This window comes from Iodobacter sp. CM08 (assembly GCF_033446605.1).
Taxonomy (GTDB): domain Bacteria; phylum Pseudomonadota; class Gammaproteobacteria; order Burkholderiales; family Chitinibacteraceae; genus Iodobacter.
On the sequence record NZ_JAWQUO010000002.1, the window covers coordinates 170,738 to 190,344 of the forward strand.

The following is a 19,607-nucleotide window of genomic DNA, read 5'->3' on the forward strand; positions in this document are numbered from 1 at the left end:
CGAGTATGCTAACATTTAATCAATCACGCACGATTAATTAAATGTATGGAATAATTCCGGGAACTATTAGAGAGCAGTCATGGCAAGAAAGACGAAAGAAGATGCACAAAAAACCCGCGATGCCATTTTAGATGGTGCAGAACAGGTGTTTCTAGATAAGGGTGTGGCCCAAGCCACAATGGCGGATATTGCCGATGCTGCTGGCGTTTCCCGTGGTGCGGTCTATGGGCATTACCCGAATAAGATTGATGTGTGTAAAGCCATGAGTGAGCGCATGTTGGCCTGTCAAGCTATGCACTATAACCCTAGCCAGAGTAGTGCAATGGAGGCCTTGGTCCAAACAGGCTTGTATTACCTTAAACTGTTTTGTCAGCCTGGCTCGATTCAAGCGGTGATTGCGATCTTGTATTTTAAGTGTGAGCGAAGTGCAGAAAACGCTCCGCTTATTAGGCACCGAGATTTAATCACTAAGCTAGCCATGCATTACAGCCTGCGCCTGTTGCGCCGTGCCGTACAGAATCAGGAATTACCCACCAGCCTTGATTTAGGCCTGAGTAATCTTTATTTGCATACCGTCTTTGATGGCACTTACGACATGCTGCAAGATGTTTACCCCGATAGGCCCCAAGCCGCACTGCCTGATTGCGAACGTATGCTACGTACCGCCGTAGAAAGCCTGCGACAAGCGCCGCATTTTCAGAAAAAAGATATTAACTGATTTTGTGTGTAAGAATTTTAGTCCACTAAAAACACTAAATGCACGAAAAAACCAAGCAACACGCATCGGTTTGGCTGACTCTATCTTTGCCTTGGTTTTAAGTATTTGACTTTAATGGCTTCGCATATGAATGAAGCATTGGATGATGACAACGCGTCACCTGTTCGTGCTTTATGTGTTTTTCGTGGACTGTGTTTTTTATATCTTGCTGTGTAACATCACATTTTAAGTGGGGGAGGGGCCGCAAGGGGATTACCTTTATACCCCCTCCCAGAAGCCAGCTCTTTATTACTGCGTGTTTTAAGCCGCTGCCTTGCTGGCTTTAGCGCGTGCCGTATGCAGTTTTTTGTAGCTATCGAGCAGGCGATGGTGTCGATCTAGGCCCTCCAGCTTCATGCTCGTTGGCGTTAAGCCGAAGAAGCGCACACTGCCGTCAACAGAGCCGAGCACCGCGTCCATCCGTGCATCGCCAAACATGCGGCGGAAATTGTGCTCGTAATCAGCCAGCTCTAGCTTATCGTTCAACTCGATTTCGAGCACCACATTCAAGGCCTGATAAAACAGGCCGCGCTCTGCGGTGTTGTCGTTGTATTGCAGGAAAGCGCCGACCAGATCGTGCGCCGCATCAAATTGCTGCAAGGCTAGATGAATCAGCAGTTTGAGTTCCAGCACGGTGAGTTGACCCCAGGCCGTGTTTTCATCAAATTTGATGCCAATGAGGTCTGAAACGTCGGAATAATCACCTAGCTCGCTGTCTTCTAAACGCTCAAGTAGCGCTGTTAAAGCGGCGTCTTCCAAACGATGCAAGTTTAAAATATCGGCGCGGAACAACAGCGCTTTATTGGTGTTATCCCAAACTAAATCTTCTATTGGATAAATTTCTGAATAGCCTGGCACTAAAATGCGGCAGGCTTTGGCTCCCAAATCTTCATACACCGCCATATAGGCTTCTTTGCCTATGTCCGCCAAAATGCCGAACAATATCGCGGCCTCTTCGGCATTGGCGTGCTCACCTTGGCGTGAGAAATCCCACTCCGCAAAATCAAACTTTGCTTTGGCACTGAAAAAACGCCAAGAAACAATGCCGCTGGAATCGATGAAATGCTCAATAAAATTATTCGGCTCAGTTAAGGCTTGGCTCACAAAGGTGGGGCGAGGTAAATCATTCAGGCCTTCAAAACTGCGGCCTTGCAGCAATTCGGTGAGGCTGCGCTCAATGGCGACTTCCATGCTTGGGTGCGCGCCAAACGAGGCAAACACACCGCCGGTGCGCGGGTTCATCAAGGTGACGCACATCACGGGGTAAACGCCACCCAGCGACGCATCTTTTACCAAGACCGGAAAGCCTTGCTCTTCTAGGGCGGCAATGCCCGCCAGAATGCTCGGATATTTCTCCAGTACGGCTTGTGGCACATCGGGCAGGGTGATTTCACCTTCTAGGATTTCGCGTTTAACCGCTCGCTCAAAGATTTCTGATAAGCATTGCACCTGCGCTTCGGCAAGCGTATTGCCGGCACTCATGCCGTTGCTTACAAATAGGTTTTCGATCAGATTACTTGGAAAATAAATCGTCTCGCCATCTGACTGGCGCACAAACGGCAGCGAGCAAATACCGCGCTCGGTATTGCCAGAGTTGGTGTCATACAAATGCGAACCAAGTAATTCTTCATCTGGGTTGAAAATAGCTAAGCAGTAATCGTCCAGAATTTCTGTTGGTAGCTCACCTTGTGGGCCAGGCTTAAACCAGCGCTCGTTAGGTGAATGGACAAATGCTGCGTTGGCAATATCGTCCCCCCAATACTGCCCCGCGTAGAAATGGTTGCAATTGATACGCTCGATATACTCGCCCAAGGCCGATGCCAAAGCGCTTTCTTTGCTTGAACCCTTGCCATTGGTAAAGCACATCGGTGAGTGGGCATCGCGAATATGCAGCGACCACACATTGGGCACAATATTGCGCCACGAGGCGATTTCGATCTTGATGCCCAAATCCGCCAAGAGGGCAGACATATTGGCGATGGTTTGCTCAAGCGGCAAATCCTTGCCAACGATATAGGTGCTGGCATCGGAGGCAGGATTGAGCATTAGTAGAGACTGCGCGTCGGCCTCGATGTTTTCGACTTCTTCAATCACAAACTCAGGGCCGGTTTGCACCACTTTTTTGACGGTGCAGCGCTCAATCGAGCGCAAAATACCTTGGCGATCTTTGGCCGAAATATCCGCTGGTAATTCGACCTGAATTTTAAAAATCTGCTGATAGCGGTTTTCTGGGTCAACAATATTATTCTGCGACAAGCGAATATGTTCGGTCGAAATATTGCGTGTTTCACAGTACAACTTCACAAAGTAAGCCGCGCACAGGGCCGATGAAGCGAGGAAATAATCAAACGGCCCCGGTGCCGAGCCATCGCCCTTATAGCGGATCGGCTGATCGGCCACCACCGTGAAATCATCAAACTTGGCTTCTAGGCGAAGCTTGTCGAGAAAGTTAACCTTAATTTCCATGGGAGTATTCCAAAATAGCAGTCAGTGAGTTGGCCGCTATTATCCGGTTTTTCTCCGCCCTAGTCTTAGGCATATAAATAGTGGCAGCTGATTGGTTTAATGCCCGCGCTAGCCGCCAGCTATTTTCTTGATCATCAACGGATGTTTGGTATTAGCGTTTTTTCTGAGCCTGAGGCCGTTTGCTACACCATCGGTATGCGCTGCAACATTAAAAATGGCAAAACTGAACCTGATTATGTCTCTTGCTCAAACAAAGCCATATATTGCATGTAGGCCAATATGCTGTAGGGGCGCTGCTTGCTGCGCCCTGCTCAGCTAGGGCGCAGCAAGCAGCGCCCCTACGCTTATATCTCTTCATGTCGATCATCTCAGGTAAACGACAAAAAATGAGCAAGAGAAGGTGGATAAAGCGGATTGAGCACTTTATCCACCTCTTGATTACAAAAGGCTTAAAGCGCTTTTAGCAGCCAGCCGGTGGCGGTGTCTTCCACCTCATAGCCACGTGCTTTTAATTGGCTACGCACCTCGTCGGCAGCCGCCCAGTTTTTGGCTTGGCGGTGTTGCTGGCGGGTTGCGGCCAGTGCTTGAATTTCTGCGGGGATTTCGGCCACGGTAGCGGGCTGCCAGTTGGCTAAATCTAAGCCAAACACAGCATCAAAGCGTGTCAGCGTGGCTTTTTTATCGGCAGCGCTGAGGTCTGATTTTAAGAGCTCCCACATCAATGCAATGGCGCGTGGCAGGTTTAAGTCTTGATTAATTTCATGGGTAAAGCGCTCTAGATAGCCACTGTTATATTCACCGCCATCGGGCAGGGCAAAGTAGCTTTCGCGCAGGCGGCCTAGCGCAGTTTGTGCGGCGCTCAGTGCATCCCAGTTAAATTGCAGTTGGCTGCGGTAATGCGCCGTTAAGCACAGATAACGATAGGCCAGCGGATCGATTCCCTTATCAATCAGCGTTTGCAGGCGCAGAAAATCTCCGCTGGATTTACTCATCTTGCTAGCGTCTAGTTGCAAGAAATAGCCATGCAGCCAGAAATTAGCCAGCCGTGTGCCGTGGCAAGCTTGGTTTTGGGCGATTTCATTACTGTGGTGGATGGCGATATGGTCTTCGCCGCCGCAATGGATATCAAACCACGGCTCTAGGTATTTGGCCGACATGGCCGAGCATTCAATATGCCAGCCTGGAAAACCACGGCCCCAAGGGCTATCCCACTCCATTTGCCTAGCACTATCTGCGGGGCTAAATTTCCACAGTGCAAAGTCAGTGATGGATTTTTTTTCGCCCAGCGCCACGCGGCTACCGGCATGTAAACCTTCACGGTTTAAGCGGGCTAAATAGCCGTAATCGTCTTGTTTATCGGTATCAAAATAAATACCGTCGCTATTGGCGTAGGTATAGCCTTTTTCCTCTAAGACTTGGATAAAGGCGATTTGCTCGGCAATATGCTCGGTGGCTTTGCACCAGAGCGTAGGCTCCAGCATATTGAGCGTGGTTAAATCATTTTTAAATACCGCGCTGTAATAATCGGCAATTTCCCATGCCGATTTACCTGATTTACGGCTACCGCGCTCCATTTTATCTTCGCCCTCATCGGCGTCAGAAACCAGATGCCCAACGTCGGTGATATTAACAATATGGCGCACGGTATAACCATTAAACTCCAGTGTGCGGCGTAAGATATCTTCAAATAAATAAGTGCGCAGATTTCCAATATGCGCGTAGTCATATACGGTAGGGCCGCAGCAGTACAAGCCAACCCAATCATTGCGGATGGCTTGAAATGGCCTTAATTGGCGTTCCCAGTTGTCGTATAGATACAGCGGCATATTGTTGATACCTTATTAACTTAAATAAACATTGTACTGAGAATAGCGATAAGCTGGGCTTGAATCGCTCTGGGTTTTGTTACCCTCTGTATGTAAAGCTTGGCGATGGATAGCGCAGCTTATGGGCAGTAAAATAGCATGCTGCTATTTAGATGAGTGCTCAGTCTATAATGGCGTAAATCAGCGGGGGCAGTGAATGAATGCAGAATGCGTACTTTGCCAAGAGAGTGGTGGTGAAACCCTTTGGCAAGATGATTTTTGTCGTGTTGTTTTAGTTGATGAAGCGGGATATGCAGGTTTTTGCCGCGTTATCTTGAAACAGCATGTGGCGGAGTTTAGTGATTTAAGTGCCAGCGATAGAAACCGCTTAATGCAATTGGTATTTGCTGTTGAATTGGCAGTGCGTAGCACCTTGCAACCGGATAAAATAAATTTGGCCAGCTTAGGCAATATGGTGCCGCATTTACATTGGCATGTGATTCCCCGTTTTAAACAAGATCGCCATTTTCCCGCGCCCATTTGGGCCGAGGCTGCTCGCCCAGATGCAGAGAGCCAAATTTCAAGTAAGCAGTTATTAGCCCTTAAAATTGCATTACAGGCCCTACAAGCATGAACTCACTGCCTTTTACCGATGCCCGCAGCGCCAAAGATTGGCTCATTTTACTACCGCTGATTAATACGCCGGTGGCCCATGCCGAGCTAAGCCACGCCATGCGTGCCTTAGCTACCAGTGATTTATCGGCTTTAGAATCGCTTAAAGCTTTAGAGCTATTGCGTGAATCGGTACACGATGTGCAATTTGCTTTACTTGCAGAATACGCCGCCAAGCCTTTGCCTTTAAACACACATGAGCAGGCGCAGTGGCTGGCAGCTTGCGATATGTGGGAATCCATGGCGGATGCCTATGCACGTTGTTGGGAAGCTGCCGTTATCAAAGATGCTGTGGTGCACGAGTTCTTAGCCTTATTGGCACAACGTACTTTGCGTTGCTTGGGCTTTGTGATTCGCGGGTTTTATACCGTAGGGCAAAAAGTGCCTGATGTAATTTGGCAGAAGACTTTTGCTTGTTATCGATTGGCTGAAGAACAACATATTTGTGAGCAAAAAGTAAAAGACAGCTTACTTTATGCAGGGGAAACAACGACCGCTCAAGCGGTGTTTATCCATGCCCTACTATTGTCTGCAGCAAACCCAGGCCAGCACACACTTAAGCGTTTGCTCTGGATAGATCAAAGATTAGAGTTGCTTGCATTGCGCAGCAGTATCGCCCTTGCCGCACCGGCCGTGCCGGGAAAAACAGCTTTGCAAATTGATTTAGATCACCCAGCGCCTCCGCAGCGAATGGGTGCACCTTTGCAAGGGGCTAGCGTGCGTGAAATTGATACGCTGGCTTTGGCGCAAGTATTATCCAAGCGAATTAAGCAGCTTCGCCAAGGTGAAATGCCAGAAGAGCTTGGTTTGGGTAAAGAATTTGGCTTGCAAGTGACGATGGATCTTCTGCTAGATCTTTATCGGTTTTGGTGTGATCACGGCACAGAGCGTGCCCCAAGGGAGGCCACGGCCCGCACCGTACCAGTTATTTTAGGGTTGCATGCGCAGCATCGTTATGTGATGGATGGCCAGTATCAAGCGCCGCCACATGAAGCCGGTTTTGGTAGCCGTGATTTGCTGGATTTACACCTTTTTGGTGATGTAGCTTCTACGCGGCAAGCTGCTGCGGTGCAGGCTTTACCCCCAATTGAATTATGGGAGGTCATCAATGAAACGGCTCAAGGGTTACGCTTAAGCCGCAGGGCGCAGCAGGGGGAGCGGATTAGCTTAAATCAATTGATGGTGGTTAAAACATCGTCACGTTACTTAGCTGGAGCTGTGCGTTGGCTGGAAGAAAGCGAAGGTCAGTTACATGTGGGAATGGTGCTACTGCCTGGTTTGCCAAAGCCTGCCGCGATTCGCCCTTCAGAAACCACTCGCAGTGATGCAACGTACACCGATGTGGTGCTGTTACCCGCTATGGTGGCCTTAAAAGCGCCTACTTCACTGCTATTGCCGATTGGCTGGTTTCGAATGGGCAGGCAGTGCGAGCTTTGGAATGGGACCAGTATGATTAAAATTAAGCTACTAACCTTACTAGAGCGCGGCAGTGATTTTGAACGGGTTTATTTTACTGAGTTGATTCTTTGATATGAGCCTAAGCCGTCGATTTGTTAATCCAAGCCTTTGGCAATGAGTAATAGCTTTTCTTCGTCAACACTATCAATTTGGGTGGGGCCTAGAAATAAATCGGCGTAGCTTTTCCATACTTTTTCTTTCACAAAAATCTCGAATAAATCAGTATCAATATGTTGCTCCTTCGCCATACGCGCCAATATGGTGAGGGATTGCGATATTTTCATGCCGTCTTTATACGGCCTATCTCGAGCCGTAAGTGCCTCAAATACATCAGCAATACCCATAATGCGTGCCTGCACGCTCATTTGTTCTTTTTTTAAGCCCCGAGGATAGCCTTTGCCATCCATTCTTTCGTGGTGGCCACCGGCAAATTCAGGCACATTTTTTAAATGCTTGGGCCAAGGCAGCGATTCCAACATCTCGATAGTGACTTCAATATGGTGATTAATAATTTGCCGCTCTGCACCGGTGAGCGTGCCTCGGGCAATCGATAGATTTTCTATTTCTTCACTGGAAAGAAAATCACTGCTTTCCCCTTCGGGATTGATCCAAATTTGCTGGCCAATTGTTTTAACCCGTGCGCAAGCAGCATCAGGCATAAATTCCCCGCCAGTATTGGCATGCTGCAAAAAAGATCGATCTGATTCGATTTGTTCTACCCGCTGTTTCCATTCTATTTCTGTAGATTTTCCACGTAAATAATCAATTTCTGCATCCCGTTTTAGCACTTCAAAACGTGTGTCTATTAAATGAATACGATCAAAAATAGTCTGTAATTTTGTGGCTTTATCCACAACATGCACTGGGGTGGTTATTTTTCCGCAATCGTGTAAAAGCCCTGCAATTTTTAATTCGTAGCGATCTCTATTGTCCATTGTAAAATCAGCTAATGTGCCGTAATTGGCTTGATTTACCGCTTCGGCCAACATAATGGTCAGTGCAGGGACACGTTGGCAATGTCCGCCGGTATAGGGTGATTTATCGTCGATGGCTAAGTTGATTAAGTTAATAAAGGATTCAAACAATTCTTCTAATTGATGAATTAAGCGCCGATTAGTAAGAGCAATGGCGGCTTGTGAGGCGAGCGATTCGGCCATGCTTTGGCTATCTTCATCAAAATAGCTTAATTCCCCATACTGATCTTTTGCATTAATTAATTGCAATACGCCGATGATTTCTCTTTCATGGTTTTTCATGGGTACCGTTAAAAACGATTTAGAGCGGTAGCCGGTGCTGGAGTCAAAGTTTTTGGTGCCTGAAAAATCATAGCCTTTGGCGGTATAGGCGTCTTCAATATTAATAGTGATATCTTTATTAACGGCACAAGCCACCACATTATTAAAATTGGGCGAGCCATCGGTGTGGCGTAGCATGACTGGTGGTAAATTAGTGGGGTGGCCGGTGGTGCCACCAAGGGCAATGCCCAGTGATTCGGTGATCACAATCTGAAAATAGAGTGCGCCGTCTTTTACAATATAAAGTGTACCCGCATCGGCATTGACTAAATGCTTGGCGGCAATGAGGATGGTTTCCATTAGCTTGTCGATATGATTTTCACAAGATAATGCAATGCCAATGGCATTGAGTTTTTCTAAGCGCTCGTGAAGGATATCGTGGCTTAACATCTTGCGGCCTACTTGATGCACACGGCGCGAATCTGCGCCATATCGGTCAGGCCTTGCAGCACTTTTTCAATGCCATCTTGTTTAAGAGTACGCATACCTTCCTCTAAAGCGGTAGCCAGTAGCTCGGCGACTCGAGCGTGTTCTTGGATCTGTTTTTTTACGGTGTCTGTGCCAACTAATAGCTCGTGCAAGCCAAGCCGTCCTTTGTAGCCAGTGTTATTACATGCATCGCAGCCTTTGGGCCGATATAGGGTGAATTGGCCTAGTTTTTTAGCATCTTCTTTATTAGAAAACTGTGTTACCCAATCTTTATATACGGTCTCTAAGGCGAGTTCGGGGTCATTCTGCCAGTCGGTCGTTTGCTGTAGTTCTGCGCTGTATTCATGCAGCATGGACTTGATTTCTGCAGGCTCTGCGATATAGGCTTCTTTGCATTTACAGAGTCTTTTTGCCAAGCGTTGCGCCAAAATACCCAGCAGTGCGTCGGCAAAATTGAAGGGATCCATTCCCATATCTAGTAGGCGAATAATTGATTCTGGGGCGCTATTGGTGTGCAGGGTGGCAAGCACCAAATGCCCAGTCAGCGAGGCTTCAATCCCCGTACTGGTGGTTTCTTTATCGCGCATTTCCCCCACCATAATGATGTCGGGGTCGGCGCGTAAAAAGGCTTTCATAATGGTGGCAAAAGTGAGCCCCGCCTTATTATTCACCTGCACTTGCCGCAGGCCTTTTTGGGTGATTTCAACGGGGTCTTCTACGGTCCAGATCTTCGTGTCTGGCGTGTTTAGGTGTTTCAAGATTGAGTGTAGGGTGGTGGTTTTACCCGAGCCAGTTGGCCCACAGACAAAAAACAAGCCATAGGGCTTGGCAATCACGGATTTTAAATTGCTGATGGTGCGGGTAGAAAGCGCCAGCTTATCTAGCGGCAGTGGCTCGCCCGAGGCCAAAATCCGCATCACCACATCTTCAACGCCGCCTTGGGTAGGGATGGTGGCCACCCGCAGCTCGATATCGTAGCCAGGCACATATTTTTTAAACTTGATCTTGCCATCCTGCGGCTTACGTTTTTCTGAGATATCCAGATCGCACATGATTTTGATGCGGGTGACTAAGGGGTTGCGGTAGGAGGCAGGCACTTCTTTGTAAGCCACTAAAGAGCCATCACGGCGAAAGCGAATTCGGGTTTTTTCGTGGCCGGGAGCTGGCTCAATATGGATGTCGGATACGCCGGTTTTATAGGCTTCAATAATAATTTGATTCACCAGCTTAACCAGCTCATTGTCTTGCGCCGCTGAGATTTCTTCGGGCGACACGGGCTCGGCGTCTTCTTCATCCCCCATCGTGGAGAGCAATGCGTCGATATTGTTATCACTGCTTTGCTCGCCAAAAAATAGATCCAGTGTTTGTTGGAATTCTGATTTGGTAGTGACGCGGTAAATAGCTTTTTTATTGGGGAAAACATGGGCTACGGTATGGCTGGCACGGATGCGCTCTGGGTCGGTGGTCAGAATAATAATGCCTTCTTTTTCTTCATCGACCGGCAGCCATTCATTTTCAGCGGCGTATTCCCGTTTGATATGCTTCAGTAAGTCTTGGGGCTTAATTCTATCTGGCTTATAGGTTTCATAAGCTACCCCAAAGTAGCCAGCGAGTGATTGCCCGAGAGCAGCAAGGGGTACTTGGTATTTTTCGCTGAGTAGTGCTTCTAAATCGAGTTTATCCCGATGGCTTTCCCGCAGTGCCACTTGTAGCGCGGCTTGGGTGATGACATTGGCGGCCACTAAACCACCGTATTTATGCTGTGGTGAAAAAGGGAAAGGTTGCTGCTGTCTTTGTTGCAAAGCAATGGCCAGCGTTTTAGCCAGTAGCCGAATCCCTTCTTCGGTTTGTATTTCAAAGGGATGTTGTTGCTTATTATTGATCAGCTGCACCACCCCAATCAGGGTGCCATCCAGCTCGGCCAAGAGGGGGGCAGCCAGCATTTCTCTAGCGTGAAAGCCGGTTTGCTTATCCACGGCTTGTAAAAATTGTAGGGTGGGGCTGTAGCTGGCTAACTCTTCTGAATTATAAACATCACTAATATTAACCAGCTGTTTATGATTGGCAACAAAGCCCGCCACGCTGCGGTCATTCACCGGAATTCGCAGTTCTTTAAAGCCTTCTAAGCCTGTTTTAACCCTTGACGTCATTTCATTGCCGGTATCGTTGGCCACATAAATAGTGAGCCGTTCTGCGCCAAATACCGTACACACTTCCGCGCTGATTTCGAGCAAAATTTCATCGATATGCCGCGTCGCATGAATGCGATTGGTCAGCCCTTGTAGTTCATGCATAAAGCGCAAGGCATTGTCTTTTTGACTCATGATTTACTCAGAAGGTGATGATTTGGCTCTGCTCTAATCGGCTAATGGTGAAGTGCAAATTATCTCGTAAGATTTCTTGCATGGTGAGTTCGGAGTCTGCGGGTTTTAAGTGAGTGACCAGTACTTGGGTGGGGCGGCTTAAAAATTTGAGCTGCTCTAGTAGGGTGAGCGGGCAAAAATGTTTGGCGGCATTGGCCAGCTCATATTCGCGATTACTAAATGCGGTTTCAATAATTAAATGGCTGAGATTTTCGGTGGCATTGACGATGTCCCAAAACGCGGGGCTACAGACGGAGTCTCCACTAAAAATCACCGAGTTTTTACCGCTATCTAGCTGATACCCCACAGCAGGTACGGTGTGCACGGCGGGGATGGCGGTTATGGTGCATTGATCGATGCTGCAGGACTGGCCAAGATCCAGTATGGAGTAGCGCATAAAGGGCGTTTTGGCGTCTGGAATCTTGTTAAAGTCTGGCCAGACTGCCCAGTTGAAGATATGTTTTTTTAAGACATTGAGGGTGATTTCAGTGGCATATACCGTGAGCGGGGCGCTACGGCTGCCCATAATGGTATCGACCAACATGGGTAGGCAGGCAATATGATCGAGATGGCTATGGGTGATAAAGACATGCTCAATGCGGGTGAGGGCGGTAAAGCTTAAATCGCCCACGCCAGTACCGGCATCAATTAAAATTGAATCGTTGATTAGAAAAGACGTGGTGCGGTTTGCTCCGCCTATGCCGCCACTACAGCCCAGTATTCGTAATTGCATAAGCAGCCTTTGGTGCTATTTGCTATCAAAGTTATGAATACCATCCCAGTCTGCTGGAGGTGGATTTTGCCTAAAGCTTTGAATTCTTTGTAAATATAGTGCGTAAATTTTGCAATCGGCGTTTAGTTTTTGCAGATTAAGCAATTGCATCTCGGCTAAATCCCATTCTTGCTTGCGGTAGAGTTTGAGGCATTCATGAAACAGCGCTAAGAGGCTGGCGTTATTGGCAGCTAAGGCTTGCGGTTCGTATAAAGTAACCGCATCATTTTTGCCTACCACGCGCACACGATCAATTTCTCGGTAGACAAGATCAGGGGCCGCGGCGCGGGTGTATTCACTGACTAAAATACTCACGCCGTAGTACTTGGTAAGGCTTTCAACTCTGGATGCCAAATTAACGGCATCGCCCATGACGGTGTAATTCATTCGAAATTGCGAGCCCATATCGCCTACCGTGACATTGCCGGTATTCACGCCAACTCCAACAGAAATCTCAGGCCAGTTGCGTGCGGCAAGCTTGGGGTTGAGTTTATCGATGGCTACTTGAATCTCTAGCGCTGCTAAAACGGCGTTTTGGGCATGATCGGGATCAAACACGGGCGCGCCCCAGAATGCCATAACGCAATCGCCAATGTATTTATCGATGGTGCCTAAGTGCTGATGGCGAATCACTGTTGAGATTTCAGTTAAAAACTCATTCATAAATCGGCTTAGCTCATCTGCGGGCATACCTTCAGAGATTTGGGTAAAGCTTCTTACATCGGTAAACAGTACGGAGAGTGGTTTGCTTTGGCCTACCATAGTGTATTTTTCTGGATCTTCGCTCATGCGCTCAACTAATTCTGGCACAACGTATTGGCCAAATAACTGGGTGAGTTGACGTTTACGGCGGCTTTCAAAGAAATAGCCATAGGCCATATTGAGGGTATAGAGCCCAATGATCAGCATTAGCGAGGCGGCTAAGGGCATATCTAGATTGGCATAGCGCCACAGGGCTACATTGCCAGCAAAAAGCAGCAGCAATAAAATCAGGCAAGTGATACTGGCAATTAATGGCGAAAATCGAATCAAAAGCCAAACCAATAGCGGGCCTAAAATCATTAATAGTAAAAACTCTGCACCCAATAAATAGCCAGGGTGCTGTGGCAGGGTTTCATCCAAAATAGCGGCAATTAAATTTGCATGCACTTCTACCCCTGCGTAGGCTTCACCTACTGGGGTAACGCGTAAGTCTTTTAGGCCAGGAGCGGTGGTGCCTAGTAAAACGATACGATCTTTCAGTGCCGCTTGGCTTACTGTTCCAGAAATAACATCGGTGGCTGATACATAAGGGAAGCTGCCTTCTGGCCCCTTGTAAGGGATTAACGCCCAGCCACTTTCATTGACGGGTAAGTTTCGATGGCCAAGGCGAAAGGCTTCTAGCGCAAAAGTGCCATCGGCACTTTCTTCAATAATGGGGTTAAAGCTTTCTTGCCCCAGTGCGATGCGCGTTAATGCCAGCCCCAGTGCTGGATAATATTGATCGCCAATTCTAGCTACCAACGGCACACGTCTTGCTACACCATCTTTATCTACAACCGGCACAAAGTGCCCACCGTGGCCAGCCGCATTTTGTAAGCTGGGTAGATTACCGCCGTAGGTTTTGCCACCCCAAATATGTTTGGCCACAGCGGCTAGATCGCTCTTGCCAAGGATAGGTGGGGGCAGGGCGCCACTCGAAATCGCTTTGGCTTCATTGCTAAAATAAAAACCAGTAACAATTGGGCGATTACTTAGCGCTTTGGCAAAGCGTGCATCGGTGTCTAGCTCGGGGCTCATCCGAGCTAGCTCGGTTTGAAAAGCAGGGTTGTTGCGCAGCTCATTTTGGGCTAAGCGGTGCAATACCGGCAGGCCGGAGCTTTCGTCTGGCTCGGCAAATACCACATCAAAGCCCAGCGCCTTAATATGGTAATGATCAAACAGCTGATCCACTAATTTGGCTAAATGATCACGCCGCCAAGGCCAGCGGCCAAGCTCAGCTAGGCTTTTTTCATCGATATCTACAATGGCAATGCGCTGGTCTACGCCGCCTGGCATGCTTAGGCGTAAGCGTACATCATAAAGATAAACATCGATCTGGCTGAGGGTGGGGAAGCGTGGAGCGCCCAGCACATGCATAAAGGCCAGCAGCAGCAGCAGGCTACCGAGTAAAACTTGTGGCAGATATTTGCGTATGCTGGCTTTCATGATTAGCTGCGGTAGAAGAACATCATTTTAATGCCAAGCAGTTCAATGGTGTCTTCCTCCTGCAATGGATGTGCTTGGATGCCAATCTCTTTTTGATTCACGCTGGGGTGATGCTCGCCTTCTACGTGGGTTAAAAAATAGCCTTGCGGACGCTTGGTAATCACCGCAACTTGCACACCGGTTTTACCGAGTGTGGTGAGGTTTTTGCTGAGCTCAAGCTCTTTGCCTGTATTGCCGCCGCTCAACACTTTGATCACGCCCAAGCGTGGTGTGAAATTGGGTGCTTCGGCTTGAGGCTCTATGGTTGATTTGGGGGGCGCTGCTGCTGGTTTGGGGGTGCTGGCAATGGGCGGACGCCCTAGCATCATGGTTTTTTCAAAATCGGTATTTTCAGTTGGTTTTTCACTGAAATAATGCAAAATATGTTTGCCAATCAAAACTTCATCACCTTCTTTTAAATGTTGTTTGTGTACATCCTGATTGTTTACTTTAGTGCCATTGGTGCTGTTTAGGTCTTCAATAAAGGCCTCGCTACCCCGCATTGTGATGATTGCATGCTCACCGGATACCGCAAGGTTATCGATTTGTATATCATTATTTGGGCGACGGCCAATCGTAAAGATTTCACGATTAAGTTTAATTTCTTTAATTAAATTTCCATCAAGGCTAAGTGTTATTTTTGCCATTGTTCTATCTCTTTTATATTTGAACCTGTACTGCCTAGCTTAGACGAATGTTTTTTTGCATCGTTGTGTCGCCTCAAAGTACTCGATGTATTATTGCTGCACCTTGCTGGAAATTTTTTGCTTCTCTATTGATACAAGAGAGAACCGCATAAAAATAATCAGATCCATGCTAAGTAAACCATGCGCTCATTTTTGACCAAAGGCCGCTGCTAGCAGGAAAGTCTGCTTTAATCTTGACTAAGATAGCGGAAATATTGTCTCTACCCCCCATGTCATTGGCAAGTTGAACTAATTGTGTCGCGTTAAGCGCTAAATTATTATTAAACGCAATGATGGTATCGGCAATATCGGTTTCATCGGCCATATCGCTAAGGCCATCAGAGCAAAATAAATAAATATCTCCTGGTAGTACGGGGTATTCGTGTAGCTCAGCTTGTACACCACTATCAATGCCTACGGCGCGCGTGACTAAATTTTTATGCTCCGAATGTTTCGCTTCGTCTTGCGTAATCAGCCCACTATCAATTTGCTCTTGTAGATAGGAGTGATCACGAGTGAGTTGTAAAAACTCATCTGCGCGCAGACGATAAACCCTTGAGTCACCGACATGCGCCACCGCAACTCTAGAGTCATAAAATAAAGCACAAATGAGCGTGGTACCCATGCCTGCGCATTGTGGCTGACTTTGGGCGGTGCCATAAATAGATTGATTGGCGTAGTGCACAGCGGCCATCAGTACATCGTGGGCAGCAGGCCAGAGGCTATCTGGCCTTTGTAAATGTAAGGGGGCATTGGATTGCATGGCGTCGTGTACAACATGACAGACCATTTCTACGGCAATGCCGCTGGCCACTTCTCCTGCGTTATAGCCGCCCATGCCATCGGCCAGCACCACTAAGCCTTTTTCGGCATCGAAATGGATGGTGTCTTCGTTATGGTCACGAATCAGGCCGGCATCGGTTAATCCTGCCATTTCTAATGCTTGTGAGAGATTAGGCATGCGCTTCTCTGGTCTGTGCAGCTGTATTTAACTGAGCCCTTGCTGCGGCATAGCTACTGTTATGGTTATGGGCTATTGCTCTGGAAATATTAAGCATTCGCTTCTCTGGTTTTTAGCCCTGCTTCTAGCTTAGCCATTGCTGCCGCAAAGTGCGCGCCAGTTTGAAAGCGGGTTGTTTCATCTTTTTGTAATGCTTTCATAATAATAGCGGCCAACATGGGCGGTAGTTTTGGGTTTAAGTGCCGAGGATCTTGTGGCGTGTCGTTGGCGATCTTATACATTAGCTCCGCCATTGATTCACCGGTAAAAGGCAGGCTGCCGGTGCTGAGCTGGTAGAGCATTACTCCGAGTGAAAATAAATCGGAGCGGCCATCAATTTTCTTGCCCGATAATTGCTCTGGTGACATATAAGATGGCGTGCCAAGTACCATGCCGGTGCGGGTTTTGCTGGAGTCCGTAATGCGAGCAATCCCAAAGTCAGTCACTTTCACGATTTTTTCGTTGGGCTCATACATGATATTGGCGGGCTTGATATCCCTATGAACCACATGCTGACCATGGGCGTATTGTAAGGCTTCTGCGACTTGTCTGACGATGCTGATGCATTCCAATAAAGGTAAGAGTTGTGTAGGCTTTGTATAAGCCAGCAAATCTTTACCTTTGAGAAACTCCATAGCGATATAGCAAAGGTCGTGTTCCTCACCTGCATCAAAAATGGTAACAATATTGGGGTGATTAAGCCGCCCAGCGGTTTCGGCTTCTCTAAAAAAACGCTGCCTTGCGTCGTCCAGCTGATCGGCTTCAAATTCTTGCGAGAGCGACATGGTTTTAATCGCCACATCGCGGCCAATTTTAGGGTCTTTGCCCAAATAAACAATCCCCATCGCGCCCTTACCTAATTCTTTTTCTACCTGATAACGGCCCAACATCGGTTTTTCGATACTGCCATCGGTGAGCAGCATGCTGCCATTTACCCCGCCGCCTGCACCGCCCAAGATAACCGTTTCTGACATTTGATGCGCGCGTTTTAGCTTGGCTTCTAGATCGCGGTATTTGGGGTTATGCCCTGCCATGTATTGGTAAACCGATTCGGCCTTATTGAACTGGCGTTTTCTTTCGAAATCCAGCGCTAGATTATATAAAACGCCCATTAAGCCATCGTCTAAAGGCACTTTAGAGAGCTTTTCAAAGGCCATATCCAGTTGGCCTTGGCCTTGAAATGCCATGCCTAGCATGCGGTTTGATTCGGCAGATTCTGCGCTGGATTTTTCTTCTTTTTGCTCGCTAACCAGATAGCGCTTGGTGGTCAGCAAGCCATGCCCTAGCAGCAATAAGCTAGCGGGCCCCATCAGATGAATCCACAGCATGGCTTGCGTCATCAACACAAAATGGCTGATCAGCAGCAAGCCAAATAAAACACTGGTCAAAATAGCGGCAGCGCCCGCCTTTAGCCTAGGCAGCAGCAGGCAAAGATACAGCGTGATACACAGTGCAAGCCCTAGCGAGAGTAGGCTGTTCCAGTTAGGGGACACATAGTAATGCTGCTGTAATAGGCTAGAGAGCGTATGTGCTGCAATCATCACCGGTGCTTCTGAGGGCGAGATTGGCGTGACTAAAGACGAGCCGATGCCCAGCGCCGTTGCGCCTATCATCACAATCTTGCCACGATATTTTTCCAGCGGAATCTTACCCGCTTTGACGTCATAAAAAGAATCAACGGGGAAAGCCGCTTTGCCACTGGGGCTAGGATAGAAATAAGGCCGGAATGAGGCATTACTGCTGATAGGGAGCTTTACATTGGCCAGCGTGATGGATTCGCCCAAACTGAGTTTGATTTGCTTAGGCGATAAATTCAGGATTTTGGCTGCGGCCACTAAGGGGAAGGTGGGGTAGATTTGATCGAAATAACGCACCGCCAAGGGAATGCTCCTCACCACGCCATCATCATCGGGCGTGATGTTTTCGCTGCCTATCCCCGCCGCGCTTTCAGCGAGTTTACTTAAGGGCTGGGTTGCCCCCTTGGCCGACATAGGCCAGCCATTGGCTGGGTTGCCGCTGGCTTCTAGTTCCCATTTTTTAACCGCAGGCAAGAGGGGTTTATCTGGCTCGCCCTGAGCCTCTCCCAGCTCAAACAGCATCGGCAAAATCACATTAGCTGCATGGGCAACGCTAAGACTCAGCTGTTGATCAACATTGAGTTTACTCTCCGCCTCTTTAAACACCGATCCCATGGCCGCCCACGTGACGCTATCAGGTGCGCTGGCGTCTTCTTTATAGAGACGATGCAGCTTTTCGATATAGGCAAGGCCTTTATCTTGCTGTGGCTCGGTAAAGAAGACGCTGGTGGCAATCACCTTGGCCCCAGCGCCCGCTAGCTTATCAATCAACTCGGCATGAATCTCCCGCGACCACGGCCAGCGGCCAATATTGTCGATACTGGTTTGATCGATGGCAATCACCGCAATCCGCTCGTCCACATTACGGGTAGTCAGCCGCACTCCTGCATCGTAAGCACGTTGCTCTAAGCTGGAAATCAACGAGGTAAACAGTAAGGTCGCCATATACAGCAAGAATACGGCTACACCGATCACCCAATCTTTCTTCCAAAAGGCCGTTTTCATGGTGAGATCAATATAAAAATAGACATGCTGGATCTGCGTAGGCTGTCGATATCCTTTTCAATTTAGTAGAAGAAGCATCATCTTGCTTTCTCTTGGTTAAGAAATTTGCAAGCCAAAAAAAAGCAAGCCGCGTGGCTTGCTTTTAAAAAAACACTGTTTTTAGCTGCGCTTAGCGCGGTTGTCTACAGTGCAATTTCAATATTATCAATTAAACGAGTATGGCCTAGGCGGGCGGCAATGAGAATCACGAGCTGGTGATCTGTTACTGCTGCGGGCTTCAAGCTCAGGGCGTTGCGCATTTCTACGTAATCGACACTGACCCAACCACGCGCGAGCAAATCGTTTGTTGTTTCTGCGCTGAGGCGCTCGTAATCACGCTCGCCTGCTTCGATGGCAGCTTTCATGCGGCTGAGGTGATAGTAGATGCGCGTGGCTTCTTGCTTATGCTCGACACTGAGGTAGCCGTTCCTAGATGACAGCGCTAGGCCATCGTTGGCGCGGCCGGTATCGACAGCTACAATTCTAACGGCTTGGTTTAAGTCTTCCACCATGCTTTTAATCACAAACAGCTGCTGGTAATCTTTTTTGCCAAAGCACGCCACATTCGGCTGCACAATATTGAAGAGCTTGCTGACTACCGTGGCTACACCACGGAAATGCCCCGGGCGGAACGCGCCGCATAGCTCATCTTGTATTGCGGGTGGCTCAACTTGATACTGCTGAATCACCTTGGGATAGAGCACTTTTTCATCGGGGGCAAAGATCACATCCACGCCACCTTGGGCGGCAATCAGTGCCGCATCTTGCTCTAAGGTGCGCGGGTAGACTTCAAAATCTTCGCCCTGACCAAATTGCAGGCGGTTCACAAAGATGCTGACCACAATATGCTCAGCCTCTGCACGCGCTGCATCAATCAAGGTCATGTGTCCGGCGTGTAGATTGCCCATGGTTGGCACAAAAGCTACGCTGCCAACGGTGGCACGCCAAGCGCGCAGTTCTTCAATGCTATGGATGATTTTCATAAATAACCGTGGTTAGAAATACAGAACTTAGGGCGGGTGCAGCCCGCGAGTAATGCTGAAAAATACGCGGATTT

General features: G+C 48.2%; 13 protein-coding genes. 3 read left to right on the forward strand and 10 right to left on the reverse strand.

Going from position 1 to position 19,607, the window contains the following annotated elements; all coding sequences use genetic code 11:
• Positions 1-79 precede the first annotated feature (79 nt).
• Positions 80-718, forward strand: a complete 639-nt coding sequence (locus tag R6242_RS01700) for a TetR family transcriptional regulator (RefSeq protein WP_293935789.1) — start codon at positions 80-82, stop codon at positions 716-718.
• Positions 719-1,018: 300 nt separating this feature from the next.
• Here the strand turns inward: R6242_RS01700 and R6242_RS01705 are convergent, their stop codons facing one another.
• A complete protein-coding gene (locus R6242_RS01705; protein ID WP_318423085.1) occupies positions 1,019-3,223 on the reverse strand; it encodes an OsmC domain/YcaO domain-containing protein in 2,205 nt (734 codons plus the stop codon).
• 449 nt (positions 3,224-3,672) lie between these two features.
• Positions 3,673-5,049 (reverse strand): cysteine--tRNA ligase, encoded by a 1,377-nt coding sequence (cysS, locus tag R6242_RS01710; protein ID WP_318423088.1) that lies wholly within the window; start codon positions 5,047-5,049, stop codon positions 3,673-3,675.
• A 196-nt stretch (positions 5,050-5,245) separates the two neighbouring features.
• Here cysS and R6242_RS01715 point away from each other — a divergent pair, with 196 nt between their 5' ends.
• Both R6242_RS01715 and R6242_RS01720 read left to right on the forward strand, forming a co-directional pair.
• Positions 5,246-5,662: an HIT family protein gene (locus R6242_RS01715; protein ID WP_293935786.1), complete on the forward strand. Its 417-nt coding sequence runs from the start codon at positions 5,246-5,248 to the stop codon at positions 5,660-5,662.
• Complete coding sequence (locus R6242_RS01720) at positions 5,659-7,230, forward strand: hypothetical protein (protein WP_318423092.1); 1,572 nt, start codon at positions 5,659-5,661, stop codon at positions 7,228-7,230. The genes R6242_RS01715 and R6242_RS01720 overlap by 4 nt, the downstream gene beginning before the upstream one ends.
• A 23-nt stretch (positions 7,231-7,253) precedes the next feature.
• On the opposite strand, the gene R6242_RS01725 is transcribed toward R6242_RS01720, so the two are convergent.
• The 8 genes from R6242_RS01725 to panC form a co-directional block, all read right to left on the reverse strand.
• The gene (locus tag R6242_RS01725; protein ID WP_318423095.1) at positions 7,254-8,843 is read right to left on the reverse strand and encodes an HD domain-containing phosphohydrolase; all 1,590 of its coding nucleotides are present in this window, start codon (positions 8,841-8,843) and stop codon (positions 7,254-7,256) included.
• 8 nt (positions 8,844-8,851) lie between these two features.
• Positions 8,852-11,206 carry a GspE/PulE family protein gene (locus tag R6242_RS01730; protein ID WP_318423097.1) on the reverse strand — a complete coding sequence of 785 codons (2,355 nt, stop codon included), beginning with the start codon at positions 11,204-11,206 and terminating at the stop codon, positions 8,852-8,854.
• Between the two features lie 7 nt (positions 11,207-11,213).
• Positions 11,214-11,978, reverse strand: coding sequence for a 3',5'-cyclic-nucleotide phosphodiesterase (locus R6242_RS01735; protein ID WP_318423100.1), 765 nt, complete (start codon positions 11,976-11,978; stop codon positions 11,214-11,216).
• Between the two features lie 15 nt (positions 11,979-11,993).
• A complete protein-coding gene (locus tag R6242_RS01740; RefSeq protein ID WP_318423104.1) occupies positions 11,994-14,204 on the reverse strand; it encodes an adenylate/guanylate cyclase domain-containing protein in 2,211 nt (736 codons plus the stop codon).
• A 2-nt stretch (positions 14,205-14,206) separates the two neighbouring features.
• Positions 14,207-14,890 carry an FHA domain-containing protein gene (locus tag R6242_RS01745; protein WP_318423108.1) on the reverse strand — a complete coding sequence of 228 codons (684 nt, stop codon included), beginning with the start codon at positions 14,888-14,890 and terminating at the stop codon, positions 14,207-14,209.
• Between the two features lie 169 nt (positions 14,891-15,059).
• The gene (locus tag R6242_RS01750; protein WP_318423111.1) at positions 15,060-15,890 is read right to left on the reverse strand and encodes a Stp1/IreP family PP2C-type Ser/Thr phosphatase; all 831 of its coding nucleotides are present in this window, start codon (positions 15,888-15,890) and stop codon (positions 15,060-15,062) included.
• Positions 15,891-15,979: 89 nt separating this feature from the next.
• Positions 15,980-18,511: a serine/threonine-protein kinase gene (locus R6242_RS01755; RefSeq protein WP_318423114.1), complete on the reverse strand. Its 2,532-nt coding sequence runs from the start codon at positions 18,509-18,511 to the stop codon at positions 15,980-15,982.
• Positions 18,512-18,693: 182 nt separating this feature from the next.
• Entirely contained in the window at positions 18,694-19,533 is an 840-nt protein-coding gene (gene panC, locus R6242_RS01760) for a pantoate--beta-alanine ligase (protein ID WP_318423117.1), read from the reverse strand.
• Positions 19,534-19,607: the final 74 nt, after the last annotated feature.

Bases quoted from the DNA above. Each gene is read 5' to 3' on its own strand.
- R6242_RS01755 (WP_318423114.1), bottom strand. From the start codon at position 18,511: ATGAAAACGGCCTTTTGGAAGAAAGATTGGGTGATCGGTGTAGCCGTA.
- R6242_RS01735 (WP_318423100.1), bottom strand. From the start codon at position 11,978: ATGCAATTACGAATACTGGGCTGTAGTGGCGGCATAGGCGGAGCAAAC.
- R6242_RS01750 (WP_318423111.1), bottom strand. From the start codon at position 15,890: ATGCCTAATCTCTCACAAGCATTAGAAATGGCAGGATTAACCGATGCC.
- R6242_RS01745 (WP_318423108.1), bottom strand. From the start codon at position 14,890: ATGGCAAAAATAACACTTAGCCTTGATGGAAATTTAATTAAAGAAATT.
- R6242_RS01730 (WP_318423097.1), bottom strand. From the start codon at position 11,206: ATGAGTCAAAAAGACAATGCCTTGCGCTTTATGCATGAACTACAAGGG.
- R6242_RS01740 (WP_318423104.1), bottom strand. From the start codon at position 14,204: ATGAAAGCCAGCATACGCAAATATCTGCCACAAGTTTTACTCGGTAGC.
- R6242_RS01705 (WP_318423085.1), bottom strand. From the start codon at position 3,223: ATGGAAATTAAGGTTAACTTTCTCGACAAGCTTCGCCTAGAAGCCAAG.
- R6242_RS01725 (WP_318423095.1), bottom strand. From the start codon at position 8,843: ATGTTAAGCCACGATATCCTTCACGAGCGCTTAGAAAAACTCAATGCC.
- cysS (WP_318423088.1), bottom strand. From the start codon at position 5,049: ATGCCGCTGTATCTATACGACAACTGGGAACGCCAATTAAGGCCATTT.
- panC (WP_318423117.1), bottom strand. From the start codon at position 19,533: ATGAAAATCATCCATAGCATTGAAGAACTGCGCGCTTGGCGTGCCACC.
- R6242_RS01720 (WP_318423092.1), top strand. From the start codon at position 5,659: ATGAACTCACTGCCTTTTACCGATGCCCGCAGCGCCAAAGATTGGCTC.
- R6242_RS01715 (WP_293935786.1), top strand. From the start codon at position 5,246: ATGAATGCAGAATGCGTACTTTGCCAAGAGAGTGGTGGTGAAACCCTT.
- R6242_RS01700 (WP_293935789.1), top strand. From the start codon at position 80: ATGGCAAGAAAGACGAAAGAAGATGCACAAAAAACCCGCGATGCCATT.